General features: G+C 62.1%; 15 protein-coding genes. 3 read left to right on the top strand and 12 right to left on the bottom strand.

Features of this window, described 5'->3' with window-relative positions; all coding sequences use genetic code 11:
- Positions 1–189 precede the first annotated feature (189 nt).
- From BLR26_RS03585 to BLR26_RS03555, 7 genes are all read right to left on the bottom strand, one after another.
- Entirely contained in the window at positions 190–1,086 is an 897-nt protein-coding gene (locus BLR26_RS03585; RefSeq protein WP_045199519.1) for a response regulator, read from the bottom strand.
- 152 nt (positions 1,087–1,238) lie between these two features.
- Positions 1,239–1,997 carry a phosphate signaling complex protein PhoU gene (gene phoU, locus BLR26_RS03580; protein ID WP_038997986.1) on the bottom strand — a complete coding sequence of 253 codons (759 nt, stop codon included), beginning with the start codon at positions 1,995–1,997 and terminating at the stop codon, positions 1,239–1,241.
- 121 nt (positions 1,998–2,118) lie between these two features.
- Positions 2,119–2,952, bottom strand: coding sequence for a phosphate ABC transporter ATP-binding protein PstB (pstB, locus tag BLR26_RS03575; protein ID WP_045199517.1), 834 nt, complete (start codon positions 2,950–2,952; stop codon positions 2,119–2,121).
- Between the two features lie 97 nt (positions 2,953–3,049).
- Positions 3,050–4,666, bottom strand: a complete 1,617-nt coding sequence (gene pstA / locus BLR26_RS03570; RefSeq protein WP_176794310.1) for a phosphate ABC transporter permease PstA — start codon at positions 4,664–4,666, stop codon at positions 3,050–3,052.
- Positions 4,667–4,737: 71 nt separating this feature from the next.
- Positions 4,738–7,026, bottom strand: a complete 2,289-nt coding sequence (locus BLR26_RS03565) for an ABC transporter permease subunit (RefSeq protein ID WP_045199513.1) — start codon at positions 7,024–7,026, stop codon at positions 4,738–4,740.
- A gap of 139 nt (positions 7,027–7,165) precedes the next feature.
- Positions 7,166–8,164, bottom strand: coding sequence for a phosphate ABC transporter substrate-binding protein PstS (locus BLR26_RS03560; RefSeq protein WP_045199510.1), 999 nt, complete (start codon positions 8,162–8,164; stop codon positions 7,166–7,168).
- 161 nt (positions 8,165–8,325) lie between these two features.
- Positions 8,326–9,615 carry an MFS transporter gene (locus tag BLR26_RS03555; protein WP_045199508.1) on the bottom strand — a complete coding sequence of 430 codons (1,290 nt, stop codon included), beginning with the start codon at positions 9,613–9,615 and terminating at the stop codon, positions 8,326–8,328.
- A 373-nt stretch (positions 9,616–9,988) separates the two neighbouring features.
- Between BLR26_RS03555 and BLR26_RS03550 the strand changes: the two genes are divergently transcribed.
- Together BLR26_RS03550 and BLR26_RS03545 are read left to right on the top strand one after the other, a co-directional pair.
- Positions 9,989–10,390, top strand: a complete 402-nt coding sequence (locus tag BLR26_RS03550; protein ID WP_009402429.1) for an acyl-CoA thioesterase — start codon at positions 9,989–9,991, stop codon at positions 10,388–10,390.
- Between the two features lie 72 nt (positions 10,391–10,462).
- Positions 10,463–11,359: a D-hexose-6-phosphate mutarotase gene (locus BLR26_RS03545; protein WP_093377946.1), complete on the top strand. Its 897-nt coding sequence runs from the start codon at positions 10,463–10,465 to the stop codon at positions 11,357–11,359.
- A gap of 65 nt (positions 11,360–11,424) precedes the next feature.
- Here BLR26_RS03545 and BLR26_RS03540 read toward each other — a convergent pair whose 3' ends face one another.
- From BLR26_RS03540 to BLR26_RS03520, 5 genes are all read right to left on the bottom strand, one after another.
- The gene (locus BLR26_RS03540; protein WP_045199652.1) at positions 11,425–11,958 is read right to left on the bottom strand and encodes a DUF3299 domain-containing protein; all 534 of its coding nucleotides are present in this window, start codon (positions 11,956–11,958) and stop codon (positions 11,425–11,427) included.
- Positions 11,959–12,008: 50 nt separating this feature from the next.
- A complete protein-coding gene (locus tag BLR26_RS03535) occupies positions 12,009–12,257 on the bottom strand; it encodes a GlsB/YeaQ/YmgE family stress response membrane protein (protein ID WP_045199503.1) in 249 nt (82 codons plus the stop codon).
- Between the two features lie 93 nt (positions 12,258–12,350).
- Positions 12,351–13,433 (bottom strand): 5-(carboxyamino)imidazole ribonucleotide synthase, encoded by a 1,083-nt coding sequence (locus BLR26_RS03530; protein WP_093377936.1) that lies wholly within the window; start codon positions 13,431–13,433, stop codon positions 12,351–12,353.
- A gap of 10 nt (positions 13,434–13,443) precedes the next feature.
- On the bottom strand, positions 13,444–13,935 hold the full coding sequence (purE, locus tag BLR26_RS03525; RefSeq protein WP_038615995.1) for a 5-(carboxyamino)imidazole ribonucleotide mutase: 492 nt from the start codon (positions 13,933–13,935) through the stop codon (positions 13,444–13,446).
- 202 nt (positions 13,936–14,137) lie between these two features.
- Positions 14,138–15,046 carry a LysR substrate-binding domain-containing protein gene (locus BLR26_RS03520; RefSeq protein ID WP_045199499.1) on the bottom strand — a complete coding sequence of 303 codons (909 nt, stop codon included), beginning with the start codon at positions 15,044–15,046 and terminating at the stop codon, positions 14,138–14,140.
- Between the two features lie 177 nt (positions 15,047–15,223).
- On the opposite strand from BLR26_RS03520, the gene aspA reads away from it, so the two are divergent.
- Positions 15,224–16,648 (top strand): aspartate ammonia-lyase, encoded by a 1,425-nt coding sequence (aspA, locus tag BLR26_RS03515; protein ID WP_045199650.1) that lies wholly within the window; start codon positions 15,224–15,226, stop codon positions 16,646–16,648.
- The last annotated feature ends 129 nt before the right edge of the window (positions 16,649–16,777 follow it).

Raw genomic sequence — 16,777 nt, 5'->3', positions numbered from 1 at the left:
GCGGGGGTATGGCGAGAGTGTTTCAGGGGTGTACCAGGAGACGAACGGTGCATTGATCGCCGGCAAGGCCGGCTCCTGTAGGCGCCGGCTTGCCCCGCGAAGAGGCCAGCCCAGTCAATACATCAGGTGTTGTCTGGATTGCGACCGCTGCGCGCTCGATCGCGGGCAAGGCCCGCTCCCACAGGGCCTTCAGGCCCCTGGCACGAAGTGCTTCTGCGCCGAACCGCGGGCGATCAGGCGCGACAGGTAGTCGAGCTTCTGCGCATCCTGGTCAACGAACTTGAAGGTCAGTTGCAACCAGTCGCTGTCGGGTTTCGGCTCCAGCGCGGCAACCGCATGCAGGTAGCCGTTGAGGCGGGCGATCTCGGCGTTCTCGCCCTGCTCCAGGTCGAGTACCGCGCCTTCCAGAACCTGTGGCAGGGTTTCGCCACGGCGCACCACCAGCAGCGCTTCCTTGAGGCTCAAGGCCTTGATCACACACGGCTGCACGCCGCTTGGCAGGCGCAGTTGGCCCTGGCCACGCCCTGCCGGCGCCGCAGCTGCAGGCTTGGGAGCGCTCACCAGGGGTTTGGCCGCGGCTACCGGGGCCACCGGGGCTGTCGGCTTGACCGTTTCGGCACGGCCGCCAGTCAGGGCGCTCAGCGAGTCGTTGGCAAACGCCGACGTCGCGCGGGTCGGCGCACTGGCCAGCAAGGTGTCGAGCTTGCCGACCTTGGTCAGGGCTTTTTTCACCTTGGTCAGCAGTTGCTCGTTGGTGAACGGCTTGCCGACGAAATCCGAGACCCCGGCCTGAATCGCCTGGACCACGTTCTCCTTGTCGCCACGGCTGGTCACCATGATGAACGGCAGGGTCTTCATCGACTCTTGCTGACGGCACCAGGTCAGCAGCTCAAGGCCGGACATTTCCGGCATTTCCCAGTCGCACAGGACCAGGTCGAAAGCCTCACGGCTCAGCAAGGTCTGGGCCTTGCGGCCGTTGACCGCATCTTCGATGACGATACCGGGGAAGTAGTTACGCAGGCACTTCTTGACCAGGTCGCGAATGAACGGCGCATCATCCACAACCAACACACTGACTTTACTCATCGCCACTCCTATTGAATCCCGACTAGCATAACGCTGACTGATGGCCATTTGCCAAACATTGGGTCACGCCGGGACTCGTTGTTTCGTTCGCGGCTGCCTCACCCGCAAACGAAAACGCCCGGCCAAGGCCGGGCGTTCATTCTCGGGCAGTCTTAGTTATCGTCAGATTTGCCCGGAACATTAGCCTTTTCGCCGCTGCGCTGAACCTCTTCCTGCATACGCTTGAGGCCCAGGTGACGGACGTCGGTACCGCGCACCAGGTAGATCACCAGCTCGGAGATGTTGCGCGCGTGGTCGCCGATACGCTCCAGCGAACGCAGCGCCCAGATCACGCTGAGAACGCGCGAGATCGAGCGTGGATCTTCCATCATGTAGGTGACCAGCTCGCGCAGCGCGGTCTTGTACTCGCGGTCGATGGTCTTGTCGTACTGGGCCACCGACAGCGCCAGGTCGGCGTCGAAACGGGCAAAGGCATCCAGGGCATCACGGACCATGTTGCGCACCTGGTCGCCGATGTGACGCACTTCAACGTAACCGCGAGGCGATTCGCCTTCTTCGCACAGCTGGATGGCGCGACGGGCAATCTTGGTCGACTCGTCGCCGATGCGCTCCAGGTCAATTACCGACTTTGAAATGCTGATGATCAGGCGCAGGTCAGACGCCGCCGGCTGACGTCGGGCCAGAATGCGCACGCACTCTTCGTCGATGTTGCGCTCCATCTGGTTGATCTGCTCGTCGACTTCGCGCACTTGCTGGGCCAGGCCCGAGTCGGCCTCGATCAGCGCGGTAACCGCATCGTTGACCTGCTTCTCGACCAGGCCGCCCATCGCCAGGAGGTGGCTGCGAACCTCTTCGAGTTCGGCGTTGAACTGCTGGGAGATATGGTGGGTAAGGCTGTCTTTATCGATCATGCTTTCGCTCCGCGAAAAAGCTTCAAGTAGCAAGCTTCAAGCTTCAAGTTTGTTCGTGTCGTTCCCGGGCTTCACGCTCGCCACTTTCTTGCAGCTTGCGGCTTGAAGCTTGCAACTGCCGCTAGCCATACCGGCCGGTGATGTAGTCTTCGGTCTGCTTCTTCGCCGGGTTGGTGAACAGCGTGTCGGTATCACCGAACTCCACCAGCTTGCCCATGTACATGAATGCGGTGTAGTCGGAGACCCGCGCCGCCTGCTGCATGTTATGGGTAACGATGACGATGGTGTACTTGGACTTGAGCTCGTAGATCAGCTCTTCGACCTTCAGCGTCGAGATCGGGTCGAGTGCCGAGCACGGCTCATCGAGCAGCAGTACCTCCGGCTCCACGGCAATGGTACGGGCAATCACCAGGCGCTGCTGCTGACCACCGGACAGGCCCAGCGCCGACTCGTGCAGGCGGTCCTTGACCTCCTCCCACAGCGCCGCACCCTTGAGCGCCCACTCCACGGCTTCGTCGAGCACGCGCTTCTTGTTGATGCCCTGGATACGCAGGCCGTAGACCACGTTCTCGTAAATGGTCTTGGGGAACGGGTTGGGCTTCTGGAACACCATGCCAACCCGGCGGCGCAGTTCGGCGACGTCTTCGCCCTTGCGGTAGATGTTGTTGCCGTAAAGGTTGATCGCGCCGTCCACGCGGCAGCCGTCAACCAGGTCGTTCATGCGGTTGAAGGTGCGCAGCAAGGTCGATTTACCGCAGCCGGACGGGCCGATGAAAGCGGTCACACGCTGCTTGGGGATGTTCATGCTGACATCGAACAGCGCTTGCTTGTCGCCGTAGTACAGGCTCAGGCCTGGCACTTCGATGGCTACGGTTTCTTCAGCCAGGCGCAGGCTCTGTTTGTCGCGACCCAGGGCCGACATGTCTATACCGTGAGAATGGGTTTCATGTTGCATGATTTCACTCCGTTTGTAGCTGCATGCTTCTAGCTGCAAGCTGCAAGTTTGAGCAAAAGCGGCGTGTAGCTTGCCGCTTATGGCTAATAGCTTTCAGTCAACTGTCCAGCGCCTTGTACTTCTCGCGCAGGTGGTTACGAATCCATACCGCCGAGAGGTTCAGGGTGGCGATTACCAGCACCAGCAGCAATGCCGTGGCGTACACCAGCGGCCGCGCGGCCTCGACGTTCGGGCTCTGGAAGCCGACGTCATAGATGTGGAAGCCCAGGTGCATGATCTTCTGGTCCAGGTGCAGGTACGGGTAATTGCCGTCCACCGGCAGCGACGGCGCCAGCTTCACCACACCTACCAGCATCAGCGGCGCCACTTCACCGGCGGCGCGGGCCACGGCGAGGATCATGCCGGTCATCATCGCCGGGCTGGCCATTGGCAGGACGATCTTCCACAGGGTCTCGGCCTTGGTGGCACCGAGCGCCAGCGAGCCTTCACGGACCGTACGCGGAATCCGCGCCAGACCTTCTTCAGTGGCCACGATCACCACCGGCACCGCCAGCAGCGCCAGGGTCAGCGAAGCCCAAAGCAGCCCCGGGGTACCCAAGGTCGGCGCCGGCAGCGCTTCGGGGAAGAACAGCCGGTCGAGCGAGCCACCCAGCACATAGACGAAGAAGCCCAGGCCGAACACGCCGTAGACGATCGCCGGAACACCGGCGAGGTTGTTCACCGCAATACGGATCAGGCGGGTCACCGGGCCCTGACGCGCATATTCACGCAGGTACACCGCCGCCAGCACGCCGAACGGGGTGACGATCACGGCCATGATCAGGGTCATCATCACGGTACCGAAGATCGCCGGGAAGATCCCGCCTTCGGTGTTGGCCTCACGCGGGTCGTCGCTGAGGAATTCCCAGACCTTGGCAAAATACACGCCCAGCTTGGTGAAGATACCCATGCCGTTCGGCTGGTAGGCATGCACCACCTTGCTCAGGTTGATTTCCACCTCACGACCATTACCGTCCTTGGCCACCAGGCTGTCGCGGCCGAAGTCCTGGTGCAGGCCGCCCAGACGCTCTTCGATGGCCTTGTAGCGGTTGTTCAGCTCGGCGCGCTCGGCTTCGATATCGGCCTGGGCAGCGGCGTCCAGCTTGCCGTCCAGCTCCAGCTTGCGGGTCTGCAGGCGCAGACGCTCAAGACCGTAGTTGATCGCACCGATGTCCTTCTTCTCGAGCTTCTGCAGCTCGCCGGCCAGCTTGTCGGCACGCTTGAGGCGATCTTGCAGCTCGCGCCAGGCCGCCTGGCCTTCGGCGACGACCTTGCCGTTTTCCTTGACGCTGACCAGGTAGCCATAGAAGTTGCCCCACTCGCGGCGCTCCAGGGCGATCAGGTCGACCGGCTTGTGCTGGTCGGTCAGCCATTCGCCGACCACCCAGGTGAAGTCGCTACCGTTGAGGTCGCGGTTACCGACCTTGATCAGCTCGCGGGTCATGAACTCCGGGCCTTCATCAGGCACCGGCAGGCCGGCACCTTTCAAACGGGCACGGGGTACCTCTTCCTTCTGCACCACTTCGCCAACGACGATGTGGTTGGCCTGGCCAGGCACGTTGTAGCTGGCTTGCAGCAGGTCGGCCGGCCAGAAATGGCCCAGGCCGCGCACGGCGATCACGGCGAGCAGACCGATGGTCATGATCACCGCGATGGCGACCGCGCCACCGCTCATCCAGACGCCGGGGGCGCCGCTCTTGAACCAGCTTTTGAGGGAATCCTTTTTCACGGATCGCTACCTTTCTATCAAAGCGACGAGTATTTCTTGCGCAGACGCTGGCGAATCAGCTCGGCCAAGGTGTTCATCACGAAGGTGAACATCAGCAGCACCAGCGCGGCGAGGAACAGCACGCGGTAGTGACTGCCACCGACTTCCGACTCGGGCATCTCCACCGCAACGTTGGCCGCCAGGGTGCGCATACCTTCGAACAGGTTCATTTCCATGACCGGGGTGTTGCCAGTGGCCATCAGCACGATCATGGTTTCACCCACCGCGCGGCCCATGCCGATCATCAGCGCCGAGAAGATCCCCGGGCTTGCGGTCAGGATGACCACGCGGGTCAGGGTCTGCCATGGCGTGGCACCGAGTGCCAGCGAACCCAGGGTCAGGCTGCGCGGCACGCTGAACACGGCGTCTTCAGCGATCGAGTAGATGTTCGGGATCACCGCAAAACCCATGGCGATACCGACCACCAGGGCGTTGCGCTGGTCGTAGGTGATACCCAGGTCGTTGGTAATCCACAGGCGCATGTCGCCGTCGAAGAACCAGGTCTCGATGAACGGGCTCATGTACAGGGCGAACCAGCCGGTGAAGAGGATCACCGGGATCAGGATCGCCGCTTCCCAGCCATCCGGAACCCGCAGGCGCAGCGACTCGGGCAGGCGGCTCCAGGCGAAGCCGGCGACCAGGATGCCCAGCGGCATCAACAGGAACAGGCTGAACACACCCGGCAGGTGGCCTTCAAGGAACGGCGCCAGGAACAGGCCGGCGAAGAAGCCGAGAATCACCGTCGGCATCGCCTCCATCAGTTCGATCACCGGCTTGACCTTGCGGCGCATGCCCGGGGCCATGAAGTAGGCGGTGTAGATGGCGGCGGCAATGGCCAGCGGCGCAGCGAGGATCATCGCGTAGAACGCGGCCTTCAAGGTACCGAAGGTCAGCGGCGACAGGCTCAGCTTGGGTTCGAAGTCGGTGTTCGAGGCGGTCGACTGCCAGACATACTTGGGCTCGTCGTAGTTCTCGTACCAGACCTTGCTCCACAGCGCGCTCCAGGACACTTCCGGGTGCGGGTTCTTCAGGGTCAGCGGCAGCAGCTTGCCGCCTTCTTCGATGATGATGCGGTTGGCCCGTGGCGACAGCGCCAGAATGCCCGCGCCTTCAGCGGCCGGCTCGACCAGCAGGGTACGGTGCGCGGTGCTGTGGAACACGCCGAGCTTGCCGTCAGCGTCGAGGGCAACGAAGCCCTTGCGGCGCTCTTCGGCATCGATCTGCACCACCGGCGCCTTGCCCATCTGGAACTCGCGAATGCGCTTGAAGCGCTGCTCGCCATCCGGGTCGCGGGCCATGAACCACTGGGCCAGGCCACCCTTGGAGTCACCGATGATCAGCGAGATACCACCCACCAGCTGAGTGCTGGCGGTGACTTCGGCATTGCCGTCGTCAAGCAGCTTGTAGCGGCCGTTGAGGCTCTTGTCGCGCAGGCTGAAAACGTCAGCCTGGGCACGACCGTTGATCACATACAACCACTGCTGGCGCGGGTCGATGAAAATGGCTTTGACCGCTTCGGTCATCTGCGGCAGCTCGATACGGCTCTGCTCGCTGGTGACTTCGCCGGTCATCATGTTCTCTTCGCGGCTCAGCGACACCACCTGCAGGTGCGCACCGGTGGAACCGGCCACCACCAGGGTCTCGCCATTGACGTTGAGGCTGACATGCTCCAGCGCCCGGCCCTGGTCATCCAGGGCGAAGGGCTCCTGGCCATAGGGGTAGTCGATGGCCGGAGTGATGGTTTTCTTGTTGTCCGGGTAGGTGATCTTGTAGCTATGACTGAACACCAGCGCCTGGCCATTGGACAGGCCCAGCACCACCAGCGGGTTACCCGGCTGATCGGCACCGATCGAGGTCACCTGGGTGCCAGCCGGCACCGGCAGTTCGACGCGCTTGAGCTCGGCACCGCTCTTGGTGTCGAAGAACAGCGCCTGGCCCTTGTCGGAAACCCGCATGCCGACCAGGTTCTGCTCTTCCAGGGCGATCATCAGCGGCTTGCCGGCGTCCTGCTGCAGCCAGGTCGGCTCCAGGGCCTTCTTGCTGGTCAGGGTAGCGCCCTGGAACAGCGGTACGACCACATAGGCCAGGTAGAAGAAGATCAGGGTAATGGCTGCCAGCACGGCAAGCCCGCCCACCAGTACATACCAGCGGGTCAGGCGATCCTTGAGCGCACGCATGCGCCGCTTGCGTTGCAGTTCGGGCGTATTGAAGTCAATCCGCACGGGGGGAGAATTTTGGGTCATGGTGGAGTTGGCCAGATCATTCATGCGCACACCCTAGCGGTCCCGTATGACAAAAACATGACAATGCAGTGACGCAAAAAAGCCCGCCGCGCAGATACCCCTGGCAGCGGACTCGCAATGAGTGGCGAGACCGGGACAAAACCCGCCCCCGCCGGTCCTTCAGTTACTTCTTCGCAACGTTGCCGTTGTGATTCAGGCCCAGGTCAGCCAGGGCTTTATCAACCACTTTGGCTGGCAGCGGGATGTAACCATCCTTCACCACCACTTGCTGGCCGGCTTGCGACAGCACCAGCTTGACGAACTCGGCTTCCAGCGGGGCCAGAGGCTTGTTCGGCGCCTTGTTGACGTAGACGTAGAGGAAGCGCGACAGCGGGTAGGTGCCGTTCAGGGCGTTGGCTTCGTTGTCTTCAACGAAGGCACCGCCTTCTTTCTTGGCCAGGGCTACAGTCTTGACGCTGGCGGTCTTGTAGCCGATGCCCGAGTAACCGATGCCGTTCAGCGAGCTGCTGATCGACTGCACGACCGAAGCCGAGCCAGGTTGTTCGTTGACGTTAGGCTTGAAGTCGCCTTTGCACAGGGCTTCTTCCTTGAAGTAGCCGTAGGTGCCGGACACCGAGTTACGGCCGAACAGCTGCACTGGCTTGTTGGCCAGGTCGCCGGTCACGCCCAGGTCACCCCAGGTTTTCACGTCGGCCTTGGCGCCGCACAGGCGGGTCGAAGAGAAGATTGCATCGACCTGGGCCATGGTCAGGCCTTTGATCGGGTTGTCCTTGTGTACGAATACGGCCAGGGCGTCGACGGCAACCGGGATGGCGGTTGGCTTGTAGCCGTACTTCTGTTCGAAGGCCTGCAGCTCGACGTCCTTCATCTTGCGGCTCATCGGGCCGAGGTTGGCGGTGCCTTCAGTCAGCGCGGGTGGCGCGGTGGAGGAGCCGGCAGCCTGAATCTGGATGTTGACGTTCGGATATTCCTTTTTGTAGGCCTCGGCCCACAGGGTCATGAGGTTGGCCAGGGTATCGGAACCGACGCTGGAGAGGTTGCCCGACACACCGGTGGTCTTGGTGTAGGTCGGAATAGCAGGGTCAACAGCGGCAACCGCATTGGCGGTGGCAACGCCAGCGGCGACGAAAGTCAGGGCCGCCATCAAACGCTTCAGTTTCATGCCTTGCTCCTAGCAGGAATTGGGGTGAGATGGATCGGGCCCAAGTATCTGCAGGCCGTATGACTACTCTATGAATCGAATGTGACAATTAGATGAAAGGCCATCACCGGCGAGCGGTGATGGCCTTTTCAAAATGTTGCGAGGTTTGATTTAGAGCGGTTTCAGCGCTTTTTCGCGGTCAGATAAATACCCACCAGCAGACCAATGGTGCAGATACCAGCAACGTAATAAGCCGGCGCCATCGGGCTGAACTTGAGCATCGCGGTGACGGCCATCGGCGTCAGGCCGCCGAAGATCGCGTAGGCCAGGTTGTAGGAAAACGACAGGCCACTGAACCGAACTACCGGCGGGAAGGCTTTAACCATGACATACGGCACGGCGCCGACGATGCCGACACACAAGCCGGTCAAGGCATACAACGGGAACAGCCACTCGGGGTGGGTAGGCAGCGTGTGATAAAAGGTCCAGGAGGTCACCAGCAGCGCCAGGCTGCCAACAATGAACACCCGCCCGGCGCCAAAACGGTCGGCCAGCGCGCCGGTGCCGATGCAACCGAGGCTGAGCAGGACGATGGCCAGGCTGTTGGCCTTCAGCGAATCGGTCGGACTGACCTGATAAAGGCTCTGCAGCAGCGCCGGGGTCATCAGGATCACCACGACAATGCCGGCCGACAGCAGCCAGGTCAGCAGCATCGACAGCACGATGGCGCCACGGTGGTCGCGCAATACCGCGCGCAGCGGCACTTCTTCGGCCAGCGCCTTGCGCGCCTGCATCTCGGCAAACACCGGGGTTTCGTGCAGCCAGCGGCGCAGATAGACCGCGAACAAGCCAAACACGCCGCCGAGCAGAAACGGAATACGCCAGGCGTAATCGGCCACTTCCTGCTGGCTGTAAACCGTGTTGATCAGCGTCGCCACCAGCGAACCGAGCAGAATCCCGGCAGTCAGCCCCGCCGTCAGCGTGCCGCAAGCGTACCCGGTGTTGCGCGCCGGCACGTGCTCGGAGACGAACACCCAGGCGCCCGGCACTTCACCGCCAATCGCCGCGCCCTGGATCACCCGCATCACCAGCAACAGGATCGGAGCCCACAGGCCGATCTGCGCATAGGTCGGCAACAGCCCCATGATCAGGGTCGGCACCGCCATCATGAAAATGCTCAGGGTGAACATCTTCTTGCGCCCCAGCAGGTCGCCGAAGTGGGCCATGACGATGCCGCCCAGCGGCCGCGCCAGGTAGCCGGCGGCAAAGATGCCAAACGTTTGCATCAAACGCAGCCATTCAGGCATTTCGGCGGGAAAGAACAGCTTGCCGACCACCGTGGCGAAGAACACGAAGATGATGAAATCGTAGAACTCCAGCGCACCGCCCAGGGCGGAAAGCGACAAGGTCTTGTAGTCACTGCGGGTCAGCGGCCTCGAAGGCTGCGCGATACTGCCGGGCACGGAGGTCATAGGTCTCTCTTGTTTGGCATTTCTTATTGGGGGTGCAGGCCGCCTGGCACGCGGGTTTGGGCCTGGGCAGCCTGGAAAGATAGCAAATTGGCAGAAAAAGCACATAGCAGTACAAATTCAATACAAGTATTCATGACTGCATGGTCGTCGCTGCGCTTTCGGCTCTATATACTGGCCGCTTGTAGGAAAGGGTTGCGCCTTCTGAAGGATGTTGTGCGAAAACGCCGCTAGGTATGCTTAGTCGGTTTCGCAGAGTTTCCCTTCGCCGCCTGGCAAAGCGAAAGCAGCGTAGAATAGTTGTGCTGAATCGTTTTTCGAGGCGTCTGTCATAGCGCCAACCAACGAAGCGTCATGGGTCAGAGGCACCCCCGGCATGATTGAACTCGAACAAGAAGATCCTATCCCGCAAGGCGACCTGGCCTTGCAGATCACCGCATTGCCCCGTGAAACCAACGGTTTCGGCGATATCTTCGGCGGCTGGCTGGTCGCCCAGATGGACCTGGCCGGTACCGCCATGGCCAGTCGCGTTGCCGGTGGCCGGGTAGCTACCGTGGCCATCGATCGCATGGCATTCCTGGTGCCGGTGGCAGTCGGCGCGCAATTGTCCTTCTATACCCAGACCCTGGAAATCGGCCGCAGCTCGATCCAGATGATGGTCGAGGTGTGGAGCGACGACCCGCTGTCCAGCGAGTGGCGCAAGGTGACCGAAGCGGTATTCGTGTTCGTCGCCATCGACGGCAGCGGGCGCACCCGCTCGGTTCCTCCTCGTCGCTGAGACCGCTGCGCGGTAAACTCGAAGGTATGCAAGCGGTCCAAGGCCGTACGGCAAACCTACGAGATAAAGCGCATGTCCACACCCAAGGTCGAATCCGAAAAGCACGGCGAGCTCAATTGCTGGCGCATCACCAGCGACACGGCTGAATTGCTGGTCGCCCAGCAAGGCGCGCAGGTGCTCAGCTATCAGCGGCTCGGCGAGCCACCTTTGCTGTGGCTCAGCGAACAGGCCATCTTCAGGCAGGGCAAGTCCGTGCGCGCCGGGGTTCCGGTGTGCTGGCCCTGGTTTGGCATTTTCAAGCGCAACCCCGATGCCGTGCAGGCCATGTATCGCGCTGAAGACGGCCCGGCCCATGGCCTGGTGCGCGGTCGTGACTGGCAATTGCTGGGCATCGCCGTGAAGGACGGCAATGTAACAATCGAATTCACCCTGCCAGAGGCCAAAGGCGACCTGCCCGGCTGGCCACACATCGTTGAGCTCAAGCTGACCATCGTCATGGGCGAACAGCTGAGCATCACCCTCTCCAGCTATAACCTCGACAACGTCCCGGTCACCCTCAGCCAGGCGCTGCACAGCTACTTCGCGGTCAGCGATGTGCGCGAGGTCCAGGTCGAAGGTGTCGATGGTCTGAACTACATCGAAACCCTGGCCAACTGGGAGCAGCGCCAGCAGCAAGGCGCGCTGGGCTTTGCCGGTGAAACCGACCGCATTTATCTGCAGGCGCCCGAGCAACTGAGCATCGTCGACCCGGCCTGGAATCGTCGCGTGGTGATAACGGCCCAGGGTTCGCGTACGGCTGTGATCTGGAACCCCTGGACCGAGCGTGCCGCTGAGTTGCCGGACATGGCCGACGATGGCTGGCAGCGCATGCTCTGCATCGAGACCGCGAACGTGTGGGACGATGTGGTGACACTGGCGCCTGGGGCAACCCATTCGCTGAGTCTGAAAATCGATAGCGAACAGCTCTAGATCACTATCGCGGGGCAAGCCCGCTCCCACAGTATCCGGTGGGAGCAGGCTTGCCCCGCGATCATTCAAAGATCGGCGTCTTCCACCACCCGCACCTTGGCTGCATCCATTGCATAGGCCGCATCCGCCAGGTCATTGCTGACCGTCTCCACCTTCAACGTACCGTTGACCCACAGCGGCGTGTAGATATCGTCGAGCTTCAAGCCCTTGGGATAGCGCACCAGCACCAGCTGGTTCGGTGGTGGCGGCGGTACGTGGATGCAGGCGCCGGGGTAAGGCACCAGGAAGAACAACGTGCTGTTGCCCTTGGCGTCGGTTTCCAGCGGCACCGGATACCCGCCCAGGCGGATGTGCTTGCCATTCATGGCGGCCACGGTCTTGGTCGAATACATCACTGCCGGCAAGCCCTTGCTCTGCTTGAGGCCACCCTTTTCGCTGAAGGTGCCCATGGCTTCCGGGGAGTTGTGGTCGATTTCGGGCATCTGCTCGAGGGCTTTCTGGTCCGACTTGGGCATCAGCTCCAGCCAGTCGGTTTCCGGCAACTCAGCCCGGGCCAGGCCGCTCAGCAGCAACAGAGAAAGCAGTAATACACGGCGCATGAAAAAGCTCGGCAACGAAGGAATTCGGTGCCGAGCATTCTAGCCTGCCGTCAGCTCTTTTTGACGACCAGCCCGTAGATCACCAACAGGATAATCGCGCCCACCAGCGCGCCGAGGAAACCTGCACCCTCTCCAGCCTGATAGATGCCCAGCGCCTGGCCGCCGTAGGTCGCGGCGAGCGAACCGGCAATGCCCAGCAGAATGGTCATGATCCAGCCCATGCTGTCGTCGCCAGGCTTTAGAAAGCGTGCCAGCAGACCGACGATCAGGCCGATGAAGATGGTTCCGATGATACCCATGGCAATCCCTCTGAGTTGAATGGCGCATGCCAAAGCCTAGTCAGCGCTTTGGCATCCTGCCATCAGAGGGACAGCGGGGCGGGAAGGTTCCCTTCAGCCCTTGATCAGGGCTTCGACTTGCTGGATTTTTTGCTCCAGGGTCGTCAGGTCGTCGCAGCGCAGGGTGGCGTGGCCAACCTTGCGACCGACCTTGAAGGCCTTGCCGTAGTGGTGCAGGTGGCATTCGTCGATGGCGATCACCTGGTCGACTGCCGGCACTTCGCCGATGAAGTTGAGCATGGCGCTTTCGCCGACCTTGGCGGTCGAACCCAGCGGCAGGCCGGCAACGGCGCGCAGGTGGTTCTCAAACTGGCTGCACTCGGCGCCTTCGATGGTCCAGTGCCCGGAATTGTGCACCCGCGGGGCGATCTCGTTGGCTTTAAGGCCGCCATCGACTTCGAAGAACTCAAAGGCCAGCACACCGACGTAGTCGAGCTGCTTGAGCACGCGACCGGCGTAGTCTTCGGCCAGGCCCTGCAGCAGGTGGTCTTCGCTGGCCACCGACAAACGCAGGATGCCGTTCTCGTGGGTGTTGTGCACCAGCGGGTAGAAGCGGGTTTCGCCATCGCGTGCACGCACGGCGATCAGCGACACTTCGCCGGTGAACGGCACGAAGCCTTCGAGCAGGCACGGCACGCTGCCCAGTTCGGCGAAAGTACCCACAACATCTGCGGCAGTTCGCAGCACTTTCTGACCTTTGCCGTCATAACCCAAGGTGCGGGTCTTGAGCACGGCAGGCAAGCCGATGCTGGCAACGGCGGCCTCCAGGTCGGCTTGCGACTGGATATCGGCGAAGGCCGGGGTGGGAATGCCCAGATCCTTGAACATGCTCTTTTCGAACCAGCGATCGCGGGCGATACGCAGCGACTCGGCGCTCGGGTAGACCGGCACGAACTGCGAAAGGAAGGCCACTGTTTCTGCCGGGACGCTTTCGAACTCGAAGGTCACCAGGTCAACTTCGTCGGCCAACTGCCGCAGGTGGTCCTGGTCACCGTAATCGGCGCGCAGGTGCTCGCCCAGGGGCGCCGCGCAGGCGTCCGGAGCCGGGTCGAGGAAAGCGAAGTTCATGCCCAGCGGAGTACCTGCCAGGGCCAACATGCGGCCCAGCTGGCCGCCACCGATTACACCGATTTTCATGCTTTTGACCTCAAGCCTGGCGCGGATCTGGATTGTCCAGAACGTTGTCTGTCTGCTCAGCGCGGAACTGTTTGAGCACAGTGTGGAACTGCGGGTGCTTGGCGCCGAGGATGCTCGCCGAGAGCAGCGCGGCGTTGATCGCGCCAGCCTTGCCGATCGCCAGGGTGGCAACCGGAATGCCGGCCGGCATCTGCACGATCGACAGCAGCGAATCGACACCCGAGAGCATCGACGACTGCACCGGTACGCCCAGCACCGGCAGGTGGGTCTTGGCCGCGCACATGCCTGGCAGGTGGGCAGCGCCACCGGCGCCGGCGATGATCACCTCGATGCCACGGCCTTCGGCCTCTTCGGCATACTGGAACAGCAGGTCCGGGGTACGGTGGGCAGAGACCACCTTGACCTCGTAGGGAATGCCGAGTTTTTCCAGCATATCGGCGGTGTGGCTAAGGGTGGACCAATCGGACTTGGAGCCCATGATCACGCCAACCAGTGCACTCATCGTCGAGCCTCTTCTCTTGGGCGCCCGCAGGCGCGTCAAAAAACAACAAGCCACGCGGGGACAACCGGCGTGGCTTGTTATACGAATTAGGGCCGGGTGAAACCGACCGAAGGCCGCGCAGTATATCGCAAAGCGGTGCGCTTAATGCACTCCGACGACCAACTGTCGGCCTTATTTTTCGGGGCTTTGGCTGACTTTCGGGTCAAGCCGGCGTCGCCGGCCCACCCTCCAGCTTGCGCCACAGCAGGCGCACGTTGGCCTTGCGCACCAGGGCGCAGCGATACAGGCGGATTTCCAGCGGTACGTGCCACTGGCTACCGCCGCAAATCACCAGCTCACCGCGTTCAAGTTCGGCCCGCGCCGACAGCCTCGGCACCCAGGCGATGCCCAGGCCTTCGAGGGCCATGCTCTTGAGGCTGTCGGCCATCGCCGTTTCATAGACAGTGGTAAAGCGCAGGTTGCGCTGGCGCAGCAGCAGATTGACCGAACGCCCAAGGAACGCCCCGGCGCTGTAAGCCAGCAATGGCACACTGCCCTCGCCTTCCAGGTCGAACAGCGGCTTGCCGTCGGCATCGGCGGCGCACACGGGCAGCATTTCAGTGTGGCCCAGGTGCAACGAGGGGAAGATCTCCGCATCCATCTGCAAGGCGGCATCGGGGTCGTAGAACGCCAGCATCAGATCACAACCGCCTTCGCGCAGGGCATGCACAGCGTCGCCGACGTTGGTCGCGACCAAACGCGTGGCGATGTTCAGGCCGTCGTTGCGCAACTGCGCGATCCAGCGCGGAAAGAACCCCAGCGCCAGCGAGTGCGCCGCCGACACCTGGATCACCTCGCCCTGCCCGCCTTCCAGGTGATGCAGATGGCGCAGCACCTCGCCCAGCTGATCGACCACCGTACGCGCCGTCACCAAAAACAATTGCCCCGCCGCCGTCAGCTCGATCGGCGTGCGCGAGCGGTTGACCAGGGTCAGCCCCAATGCCGCTTCCAGGCTGCGAATGCGTCGGCTGAAGGCCGGCTGGGTGACAAAGCGGCGCTCGGCGGCCTGGGAAAAGCTGCGGGTGGCGGCCAGGGCACTGAAATCTTCCAGCCATTTGCTCTCAAGGTTCATGGGCTCTCCAGGCATGCACCAAAATTGAACACGCTCGATCGGCAGTTGGCGTCACATCAACCCGTATGCCGTTTGTGCATAGGTTAGCGTGCAACAGCATTGGCCGCAAAATCGGCGCGGGCCTAGGATTGGCGCCATTCCGGCATGTGCCGGGTCAAAATCGAGATGATATCCATCATGTCCGCTGCTGCATCGTTCCGTGTCGAAAAAGATCTGCTTGGCACCCTCGAAGTTCCTGCCGATGCCTACTACGGTATCCAGACTCTGCGTGCTGCCAACAACTTCCACCTCTCCGGCGTTCCGCTGTCGCACTACCCTAAACTGGTTGTGGCCCTGGCCATGGTCAAACAGGCTGCTGCTGACGCCAACCGCGAGCTGGGTCACCTGAGCGATGCCAAGCACGCTGCCATCAGCGAGGCTTGCGCCCGTCTGATCCGCGGCGACTACCACGAGCAGTTCGTGGTCGACATGATTCAAGGCGGTGCTGGTACTTCTACCAACATGAACGCCAACGAAGTGATCGCCAACATCGCGCTGGAGGCCATGGGCCACCAGAAGGGCGAGTACAAGTACCTGCACCCGAACAACGACGTGAACATGGCGCAGTCGACCAACGACGCCTACCCGACTGCGATCCGCCTGGGTCTGCTGCTGGGTCACGACGCCCTGCTGGCCAGCCTCGACAGCCTGATCCAGGCCTTCGCTGCCAAAGGCCAGGAATTCGACCACGTACTGAAGATGGGCCGTACCCAGCTGCAGGACGCCGTGCCGATGACCCTGGGCCAGGAATTCCGCGCCTTCGCCACCACCATGACCGAAGACCTCAACCGTCTGCGTTCGCTGGCGCCAGAGCTGCTGACTGAAATCAACCTGGGTGGTACCGCCATCGGTACCGGCATCAACGCCGACCCTGGCTACCAGCTCTTGGCCGTTCAGCGCCTGGCCACCATCAGCGGCCAGCCGCTGGTCCCGGCTGCCGACCTGATCGAAGCCACCTCGGACATGGGCGCCTTCGTCCTGTTCTCGGGCATGCTCAAGCGCACCGCGGTCAAGCTGTCGAAGATCTGCAACGACCTGCGCCTGCTGTCCAGCGGCCCACGTACCGGCATCAACGAAATCAACCTGCCAGCGCGTCAGCCAGGCAGCTCGATCATGCCAGGCAAGGTCAACCCGGTAATCCCGGAAGCGGTCAACCAGGTGGCCTTCGCCATCATGGGCAACGACCTGGCCCTGACCGTCGCCGCCGAAGGTGGCCAGCTGCAGCTGAACGTCATGGAGCCGCTGATCGCCTACAAGATCTTCGACTCGATCCGCCTGCTGCAACGCGCCATGGACATGCTGCGCGAGCACTGCATCGTCGGCATCACCGCCAACGAACAGCGCTGCCGTGAACTGGTCGAGCACTCGATCGGCCTGGTCACCGCCCTGAACCCGTACATCGGCTACGAAAACGCCACCCGTATCGCTGCCATCGCCCTGGAAAGTGGCCGTGGCGTGCTGGAGCTGGTACGCGAGGAAGGCCTGCTGGACGAAGAGATGCTCAACGACATCCTGCGTCCGGAAAACATGATTGCTCCGCGTCTGGTGCCGCTCAAGGCGTAACCGATGCTGTAACACGCTCACCAGGTCGAGGGACTAGACACCTCTCACCTTTTGAGGGCCCAGGGATCATTCCCCGGGCCCTTTTTTTATGCCCTTTCAGATGGCATATCCGCCACGCCAAGGCAGACG

The sequence above is a fragment of the Pseudomonas sp. UC 17F4 genome, from assembly GCF_900101695.1.
GTDB lineage: Bacteria > Pseudomonadota > Gammaproteobacteria > Pseudomonadales > Pseudomonadaceae > Aquipseudomonas.
The sequence above is the reverse complement of the archived record's forward strand: the minus strand, read 5'-3'. Positions and strand labels throughout refer to the sequence as shown.

Bases quoted from the DNA above. Each gene is read 5' to 3' on its own strand.
- BLR26_RS03560 (WP_045199510.1), bottom strand. From the start codon at position 8,164: ATGAAACTGAAGCGTTTGATGGCGGCCCTGACTTTCGTCGCCGCTGGC.
- BLR26_RS03545 (WP_093377946.1), top strand. From the start codon at position 10,463: ATGTCCACACCCAAGGTCGAATCCGAAAAGCACGGCGAGCTCAATTGC.
- BLR26_RS03540 (WP_045199652.1), bottom strand. From the start codon at position 11,958: ATGCGCCGTGTATTACTGCTTTCTCTGTTGCTGCTGAGCGGCCTGGCC.
- BLR26_RS03550 (WP_009402429.1), top strand. From the start codon at position 9,989: ATGATTGAACTCGAACAAGAAGATCCTATCCCGCAAGGCGACCTGGCC.
- BLR26_RS03520 (WP_045199499.1), bottom strand. From the start codon at position 15,046: ATGAACCTTGAGAGCAAATGGCTGGAAGATTTCAGTGCCCTGGCCGCC.
- pstB (WP_045199517.1), bottom strand. From the start codon at position 2,952: ATGCAACATGAAACCCATTCTCACGGTATAGACATGTCGGCCCTGGGT.
- pstA (WP_176794310.1), bottom strand. From the start codon at position 4,666: ATGAGCGGTGGCGCGGTCGCCATCGCGGTGATCATGACCATCGGTCTG.
- purE (WP_038615995.1), bottom strand. From the start codon at position 13,935: ATGAGTGCACTGGTTGGCGTGATCATGGGCTCCAAGTCCGATTGGTCC.
- aspA (WP_045199650.1), top strand. From the start codon at position 15,224: ATGTCCGCTGCTGCATCGTTCCGTGTCGAAAAAGATCTGCTTGGCACC.
- BLR26_RS03585 (WP_045199519.1), bottom strand. From the start codon at position 1,086: ATGAGTAAAGTCAGTGTGTTGGTTGTGGATGATGCGCCGTTCATTCGC.
- BLR26_RS03530 (WP_093377936.1), bottom strand. From the start codon at position 13,433: ATGAAAATCGGTGTAATCGGTGGCGGCCAGCTGGGCCGCATGTTGGCC.
- BLR26_RS03535 (WP_045199503.1), bottom strand. From the start codon at position 12,257: ATGGGTATCATCGGAACCATCTTCATCGGCCTGATCGTCGGTCTGCTG.
- BLR26_RS03555 (WP_045199508.1), bottom strand. From the start codon at position 9,615: ATGACCTCCGTGCCCGGCAGTATCGCGCAGCCTTCGAGGCCGCTGACC.
- phoU (WP_038997986.1), bottom strand. From the start codon at position 1,997: ATGATCGATAAAGACAGCCTTACCCACCATATCTCCCAGCAGTTCAAC.
- BLR26_RS03565 (WP_045199513.1), bottom strand. From the start codon at position 7,026: ATGAATGATCTGGCCAACTCCACCATGACCCAAAATTCTCCCCCCGTG.